An 8119-nucleotide genomic window follows, 5' to 3' on the forward strand; every position below is an offset into this window, starting at 1 on the left:
GTCTCACGAGGCCGCGTGTACCCCTACGGCGCGATGGCCGACGCCCTGCCGAGGAATGTGGGACCGCTGTCCCTGTACGGGCCGGTCCCCGACCGCAGGTTCCGGGCGGGGACTGTCGACGGCGGGGACCGCCAGTCACATTATCAGGAATTTCCGGCCGAATTTCGTTCGTGTTAACCGCCAATCGCATCAATTCCGAAACAAAAAGGCCCGTGCCCGCCACTGGATTCCCAGAGGCGGGCACGGGCCGTTCAACCGGCGATCACCAAACGTTCAGCTTGACAACTCACCCATCAGTGGCCACCGACACCGCGGGAGCCGACTGCTGCTCGGCCGCCGACGTCTTCTTGGCCGCGGACTTCGTGGTCGTCTTCTTCGCCGTGGTCTTCTTGGCGGCGGTCTTCTTGGCTGCCGTCTTCTTCGTGGCCGCCTTCTTCGCCGTGGCCTTCTTCGCGGTCTTTCGAGCCGCCTTCTTGGCCGGAGCTGAAGATTCCGCATTGCTGTCGTCGCCGGACCCGCCGGACTCTTCGGCGTGTCCCGGGGATTCGGCCGATTGGCCGGACTCCGCCGCCGAATCCACGACCAGGACGGCCGCCTCCTCGGCGCCCGCCGGCGAACCGGCCGGGGCCGACGCCTTACGGGTCGCCCTGCGGCGCGCCCGCGGCGGTGCCGCCTCGGGCGTGTCGGTCACGGGTGTGTCGCCGACCGGCGCGTCGGTGCCGGGCGTGTCGGTGCCTGCCTCGGGCCGTACGGCCTCCGGCTCCGCCGCGACGGGCGCCGCCGACTGCTCGACGACGACCTCGGCCACCTGCTCGGCAGCCCGGTCGGACCCGCCCGTCTTCGGCGAACCGGCCGGAGCCGACGCCTTACGGGTGGCCCGGCGGCGGGTACGGCCCTGCGGAGCGGCCTCCTCCACGTCGACCTCGGGCTCGGCCACCGGCACGGACGAGGCGACCGGAACCGGCACCTCGGCCGGCTCGTCGGCCCGGCCCACCAGCTCAGCCTCGGGCTCCGTCGACCTCGGCGAACCGGCCGGAGCCGACGCCTTGCGCGACGCCCGGCGGCGCGAACGCCCGCCACGCGCGGCCGTCTCGGCCTCCGCGACGCTGCTGTACAGCTCCTCGTCGGGCACGAACTCCGGCGCGGGCAGCGCGACCGGCGCGGCGGCCTCCGCCGCCACCTCGGCCTCGGACTCGGACTCGGACTCCGCGTCCGTCAGGACATCGGCCGCCGTCTCGTGCTCGTGGTCGTGGCTGTGGTCGTGGTCCGCACCGGACCCGCCGCGGCGCTTCTTCGCGCGCTTGCCGTTGCCGCCACCGCCGACGTTGCCACCGCCGCCACCGGAGCTGGTCGGCTGCTCCATGTGGACGATGACGCCGCGCCCGTTGCAGTGGACACAGGTCTCGGAGAACGACTCCAGCAGCCCCTGGCCCACCCGCTTACGGGTCATCTGGACCAGGCCGAGCGACGTGACTTCGGCGACCTGGTGCTTCGTACGGTCCCGGCCCAGGCACTCCAGCAGTCGCCGCAGCACCAGATCCCGGTTCGATTCGAGGACCATGTCGATGAAGTCGATGACGACGATGCCGCCCAGGTCGCGCAGCCGCAGCTGACGCACGATCTCCTCGGCCGCCTCCAGGTTGTTCCTGGTGACGGTCTCTTCGAGGTTGCCGCCCTGACCGGTGAACTTCCCGGTGTTGACGTCGACCACGATCATGGCCTCGGTCTTGTCGATGACCAGCGAGCCACCGCTCGGCAGCCAGACCTTGCGGTCCAGCGCCTTCATGAGCTGCTCGTCGATCCGGTACGAGGCGAAGACGTCGACCTCGCTCGTCCAGCGGTTCAGCCGGTCGGACAGGTCGGGCGCCACGTGCGCCACATAACCGTGGATGGTCTGCCACGCCTCGTCACCGCTGACGATGACCTTGGTGAAGTCCTCGTTGAAGATGTCGCGCACGACCCGGACGGTCATGTCCGGCTCTCCGTAGAGAAGGGTCGGGGCGTTGCCGCTCTTCGCCTTCTTCTGGATGTCCTCCCACTGCGACTGGAGGCGCTCGACGTCGCGGCGCAGCTCGTCCTCGCTCGCGCCCTCGGCGGCCGTACGGACGATGACGCCCGCGTCCTCGGGGACGATCTTCTTCAGGATGGTCTTCAGCCGCGCCCGCTCGGTGTCGGGGAGCTTGCGGCTGATGCCGGTCATCGAGCCCTCGGGGACGTACACGAGGTAACGGCCGGGGAGCGAGACCTGGCTGGTGAGACGCGCGCCCTTGTGACCGATCGGGTCCTTCGTCACCTGGACGAGGACCGACTGGCCGGACTTGAGCGCGGTCTCGATACGGCGCGGGCCGTTGGCCATGCCCAGCGCCTCGAAGTTGACCTCACCGGCGTACAGGACGGCGTTGCGTCCCTTGCCGATGTCGACGAAGGCGGCCTCCATGGACGGCAGTACGTTCTGCACCTTGCCCAGGTAGACGTTGCCGACGTAGCTGGTGGCCTGCTCCTTGTTGACGTAGTGCTCGACGAGCACGTCGTCCTCGAGAACGCCGATCTGGGTGCGCTCACCGTTCTGGCGGACGACCATCACCCGCTCGACGGCCTCGCGGCGCGCCAGGAACTCCGCCTCGGTGATGATCGGCACCCGGCGGCGGCCCTGCTCGCGGCCTTCGCGGCGGCGCTGCTTCTTCGCCTCCAGACGGGTCGAGCCCTTGATGGACTGGACCTCGTCCACGCCGGTGCCGGGCTCGGTGTCCTTCGTACGGCGCTCGCGCGGCTCGCGGACCTTGACGACCGTGCGCTCCGGGTCGTCCACCCCGTTGTTCTCGTTGTCGGAACCACCGTCACCGCTGCGACGGCGCCTGCGGCGACGACGCCGGCTGCTGCTGCTTCCGCCGCCCGACTGGTTGGCGGAGTCGTCGTCGTCCTGCTCGTCGGAGTCGGCGGCGTCCGTGTCGGAGCCGTCCTCGTCGTCGGTGTCGGCGGCGTGCTTCCTGCCGCGGTCCAGGCCCCGCTCCTCCGGCGCGTCGTCGGAGTGCTCGTCCGACTGCTCGTCGGCGTCGGCGGACTCACCGCGGCGACGGCGACGGCCGCCCCGGCGGCGGCGCCGCGACGGACGGTCGAACTCGTCGGAGTCCTCGGACTCGCCGTCGGCGTCGGGCTCGTCGCCCTCTGCGGAGTGCTCGTTGTCGTGCTCGTCGTCGGCGTCCCGCGCGGCGGCGGGGGCCGGCGTCGGCGCGGGCTCGGCGGCTTCGGCGGACTCGCCGCGGCGACGGCGCCTGCGGCGGCCCGAAGGCTCGGGGGCGGGCGCGGCCACGGGCTCGACCGTCGTCTCGTCCTCGATGTCGAGGTCGTCGTCGTCCTCGACATCACCGGCGGCGGCCATCGCGGCGGCCGTCTCGGGGGTCTGGAACATCGGCTCGGCGAAGACGGGCGCCTGGAAGACGGCCACGGCGGGCCGGGTGGCGCGCCGGCGCGACGACCGCTCGGGCGCGTCGCTCTCCTTGTCCTTCGCGGCGGACGGCGCGGAGCCGTTGCGCTGCTCGGCCTTCCTGGCCTTGGGCTCGGACTTCGGCTCCGCCTTCGACTCGGCCTTGGGCTCGGCGGTGAACTCCGGCGAGCCGCCGCCCCTGCGGCGCGTCCGGCCACGGGTGGCGGCCTTCTCGGCCGCCTCGACGGCCTCCTCGTCCGCGGTGATCTGTGTGACGGCGTTCGTGGGGAGCGTCTCGCCCTGCGCGACGGCGTCGACGTCCTCGTCGTCCACCTCGGCGGGCCGGGGAGTGGTCGCCGGTGCGGTCACCTTGCGGGTCGCACGGCGGCGGGCGCGGGGCGGAGCGGCCTCGTCGGCCACCGGCTCGGCGGTGGGCGCGGGGGTGGTCTCCGGAGCGGTCTCGGCCACGGGCTCGGCGACCGGCTCCGCGACGCTCTCGGCGGGAGCGGCGACCTTACGGGTCGCACGACGGCGGGCACGCGGCGGAGCGGCTTCCTCGGCCACCGGCTCGGCGACGGTCTCGGGCGCGGCGGCCTCGACCACGGGCTCGATCACCGGTTCGGCGACCGTCTCGGCGGGAGCGGCGACCTTACGGGTCGCACGACGGCGCGCGCGCGGCGGAGCGGGCTCCTCGGCCACCGGCTCGGCAAGGGTCTCCGGGGCGGCTGCCTCGGGTACGGGGTCGGCCACGATCTCCACGGGAGCGGTGGCCTTACGGGTGGCCCGACGGCGGGCACGCGGCGGCGCCGCCTCGTCGGGGCCTGCGGCGGGCTCGGAGGTCTCCTCCGGCACGCTCGCCGTGACGTTCGCCCCCTCGGCGGCCTCGGCCGCCGAGGACGGCGGCCCCGCCGGACGCGACGCGGCGCGGCGCCTGCGGCGCGGCGGCAGCGTGTCGCTGGGGCTGTTCAGTTCTTCTTCGGTGTCCCGGGTCGTACCGGGTTCATTCTGGGACATGCGGGCGGTTCTCCCGTCACGCTCCCGGGCGCCACGCCTTGATCCGGTCCGGCCGCGGCCCGCGCTGAGGCGCGAATGCCGCCGTCCGGGGCGCGGGCGCCGCACAGGAGCTGTTATGTCTGGGTCGCCGGTTCCGTATGTACGCGTCGTACGTACGGCCTGGCGAAAGTCTTCGTGGTCAGCGCGCCGCCCGGCCCAGGTGGCTCCCGAGGCGGATTCGAGGGCAGCGCTACAACAACCGTCCTACGCGGAGACCGCACCTTCCGGAGCCTTCGCGGCGGCGGGTCCGGCGGCCATGGATGAGCCTGCCGTGACTGCCTCGCGGTCGGGCGCGAGCGGGTCGGTCACCGTTCCGGACTCCTCGTCGAAGAGCCCCTGCGCCAGCCTGGTCACCGCTGCGGGGACCGGCGGCGCCAGGTCGGCCACAGCTCGGAGACCGGAAAGGACGTCGTCGGGTCGAACGGCGGGTGTCATGTGCCGAACTACCAGCCGCAGTATCGCACAGCGCTCGCCCCCCGGCCTATCGGCCTGTGGAGGAAGGGTTCGCAGGTCGACCACGGCTTCTCGTGCGTCGAAGGTCCGCATGCCGTTCTTGGCGCGCCGTTCGACCTCCACCACCTCGGCGGCCAAGAAGGCCGTCACGGCCCGCTCGGCCTCTTCGCGGTCCACACCGTCGAGCCGCAGCTCCCACTCGGAGGCGGTCAGCCGGTCGGCGAGTCCCGACGTACGGGCCTCGACGGCGTCGATGATGTCGAGCCCGGTGGGCAGCGACTCGTCGAGCAGTGCGCGCAGGGTGGCGGGGTCGCGCGGCGCCGCCAGGGCGATCTCCAGATACTCGGCCTCGCTGCCCGTGCCGGTGGGTGCGGCATTGGCGTAGCTGACCTTGGGGTGCGGGGTGAAGCCGGCCGAGTACGCCATGGGTACGTCGGCGCGGCGCAGGGCCCGCTCGAAGGCGCGCTGGAAATCGCGGTGACTGGTGAACCGGAGGCGGCCACGCTTGGTGTAACGCAGTCTGATGCGCTGCACCGCCGGCGCGGGCGGGGGGCCTTCGGGCTGTCGCTTGCCCAGTGGTTCTTCTCCTCGGTGCGGGGTGCGCGCGGTGGCGCGCACCCTCTAAACGCGCGGCCGACCGGGCGGTCGGCCCCGGAAAACCCGGCTCACACCTGCTTGCGCAGGGAGATCTCGGGTGCGGGTACCGCGCCGGGGACGGTTGTTGTACTACCCAGCGTACGCGCCCCGTCGACCGACACCTTCACAGGCTCGGCCGCGCGGGGAGCGCCGACCAGGGCGCGCCAGGCGTCCCGGCGGGTCTGCCGGACTGTTTCCCCGGCGGAGCGCAGCGCACTCCTGGCCGCCCGGCCGGTCTCGACGGCCGCCTTCTTGGCCGGGGCCCACACGTGGTCGCGTACGGCATGGCCGACCGGCGTACAGACGTCCCGGTAGAACCAGCTCACGGGCTGTCCGATCAGGACCAGGGCCAGCCATTTCAGCGCCCGGCCGACCGCGCGCGAGATCTGTCCGGCGATGCGCCAGGCGACACCGATCGCGTCGGCGATCTCCCGGCCGACGGGGGCGAGGACCGTACGGTAGAGCCAGCCGAGCGGGGTGATCAGCAGGGTGCCGACAAGCCATCCGAGCGCCTTCCAGACACCGCCGACGGTCAGTACGACGCCTCTGACGAGCCCGACGAGCAGCCAGGCGACGCCGTGGCCGACCGGGGTGAGCACCTGCCGGTAGAGCCACACCGCCGGCACCACGAGCCCGTAGTGCACCACCGGCACCAGCACATGGCGCCACAGAGCCACCCAGGGCCAGACGAACAGCGCCTTGCCCAGCCACACCAGGCCGGCTCCCAGCACGTGTCCGGTCGGCGTGAGCAACGTCTCGTACAGCCAGGAGCAGACGAAGGCGATGCCGTGGCCGACCGGGGTGAGGACGCGCGCGTACAGCCACACCACCGGCACCACGACGCCGTACCGCCACAGCGCCACCCACGGCCACACGAACAACGCCTTGACCAGCCACACCAGCGCGCGCCCGAGCGGGACGAGCAGCGTCTCGTACAGCCACGAGCAGGCCAGCCCGATGCCCCGTCCGACCGGCCGGAACACGGCCCGGTGCAGCGCCCGCGCCCCGGTGGCGAGCAGATCCCACACCAGGCGTACCGGGACGACGAGTACGAGAACGACGATCCGGACCGGAATCCGGATGGCCGTGGTCAGACAGCCCTCGCCCGGCTCGTACCGCTGGGGTGCCGGCCGCGGGGCCGGCGTCTTGTCCAGGTCCATGCCTCACAGGACGCCCCCGGCGCCCGCCCGGATCCCGGATCGGCGCCGCACAGCGCGTTCGTGCCCGATTCGAGACCGGGACGAGCCGAGCCCGTCGATGATCGGTAACCCGCCGATGATCGGTAACAGGACAGCGGCCGGCGGCCGGGCGCCGAGCCGGGACCCGACCAGTTGATCAAGCCTCCGACTCGTGTCGCACAGATATCGCACCACATCCGTCAGATGGCGAACGCGAATCGTCAGCGCACCGAAGCAAACCGCCCGAAAGTTGCTTCTCACGATCATTCGTGACTGTCCGTATTGGATCTAGTGCGCCAGGTAACCGATTCCGTAGGGTCATAGCGGCATCAACGCTGTACACCTGGAGGATTCGTGACCCCTTTCCGCAAGCGCCTGACACTCCTGGGCTCGACCGCCGCGCTGGTCGCGGGGGCCCTCGTGCCGACGCAACTCGCTGGGGCGGCCCCGGCGAACGCGGCAGCGGCGTACGAGTGGGTGGCCCTGGGCGACTCGTACACCGCCGGGGTCATCCCGGCGGCGGGTGAGGTCTTCGAGATCCCCCGCGACGGCTGCGAGCGCACCGACCTGTCCTACCCGCAGGTGATCGACCGCGACCTCGGCTCGCTCATCGAACTGACCAACGTCAGCTGCGGCGCCGCCACGATCGAGGACATCACCTTCCGGGCCCAGGAGCCGATCGGCCGGCATCTGCCGCCGTTCTCGGAGGACCCGGACTACCCGTTCCCCCCGGTGCCGCCCCAGTCCGAGGCCGTCAATCCCGGCACCGACGTGATCACGGTCGGCGTGGGCGGCAACACCCTCGGCTTCGCCAACATGCTCTTCACCTGCCTGCAACTGGGCTCGGAGAGCGGCGGCGTGGGCACACCGTGCCGGGACGCGCTCGCCGACGACGTCCCCGACCGGCTGAACAAGGTGAGCGCCGACTACGACGAGATGCTCGCCGTACTGGACGAACGGGCCCCGCACGCCAAGACCCTGGCCGTCGGCTACCCGACGGTCATCCCCGAGGACACGTCCAAGTGCCGGTACAACGACTGGGAGCAGTTCGCCGCGATCACCCCGGGCGACCTGGACTGGCTCCGTGACGACGTACTGAAGCCCTTGAACAAGGTCATCGAGAAGTCCGCGGGCGAGAACGACGCGTCCTTCGTGGACCTCTACGACTCCTCCCGGAACCACAGCGTCTGTGACTCCGGCAAGTGGGTGGAGGGCATCTTCACGCAGTTCCCGAGCGAAGTGGCCTTCGTCCACCCCAACGCCAAGGGCCACAAGAACGCCGCCGACCACGTCACATCGGCACTGCTGAACGCCCTGAACATCAACTGACCCTGACCGTCCCCCGGCGAGCCGCCTCCGGCCCCACGGCCGGAGG

Annotated in this window: 4 protein-coding genes; 1 reads left to right on the forward strand and 3 read right to left on the reverse strand. The window is 71.8% G+C overall.

The window, feature by feature from the left end; genetic code table 11:
* Positions 1–286: 286 nt before the first annotated feature.
* The 3 genes from ACFUN8_RS14740 to ACFUN8_RS14750 all read right to left on the reverse strand — a co-directional run bounded on the left by ACFUN8_RS14740 (position 287) and on the right by ACFUN8_RS14750 (position 6726).
* Positions 287–4438, reverse strand: coding sequence for an Rne/Rng family ribonuclease (locus ACFUN8_RS14740; RefSeq protein WP_383636168.1), 4152 nt, complete (start codon positions 4436–4438; stop codon positions 287–289).
* A 243-nt stretch (positions 4439–4681) separates the two neighbouring features.
* On the reverse strand, positions 4682–5464 hold the full coding sequence (locus ACFUN8_RS14745; protein WP_383636180.1) for a TIGR03936 family radical SAM-associated protein: 783 nt from the start codon (positions 5462–5464) through the stop codon (positions 4682–4684).
* A 131-nt stretch (positions 5465–5595) separates the two neighbouring features.
* Positions 5596–6726 (reverse strand): hypothetical protein, encoded by a 1131-nt coding sequence (locus ACFUN8_RS14750; RefSeq protein ID WP_383636171.1) that lies wholly within the window; start codon positions 6724–6726, stop codon positions 5596–5598.
* A gap of 372 nt (positions 6727–7098) precedes the next feature.
* Between ACFUN8_RS14750 and ACFUN8_RS14755 the strand changes: the two genes are divergently transcribed.
* Positions 7099–8073, forward strand: coding sequence for an SGNH/GDSL hydrolase family protein (locus ACFUN8_RS14755; protein WP_383636174.1), 975 nt, complete (start codon positions 7099–7101; stop codon positions 8071–8073).
* The last annotated feature ends 46 nt before the right edge of the window (positions 8074–8119 follow it).

It is taken from the genome of Streptomyces sp. NPDC057307 (assembly GCF_042667665.1).
Lineage (GTDB): Bacteria > Actinomycetota > Actinomycetes > Streptomycetales > Streptomycetaceae > Streptomyces.

Coding starts and splice junctions, on each gene's coding strand:
- ACFUN8_RS14740 (WP_383636168.1), bottom strand. CDS start 4,438: ATGTCCCAGAATGAACCCGGTACGACCCGGGACACCGAAGAAGAACTG.
- ACFUN8_RS14750 (WP_383636171.1), bottom strand. CDS start 6,726: ATGGACCTGGACAAGACGCCGGCCCCGCGGCCGGCACCCCAGCGGTAC.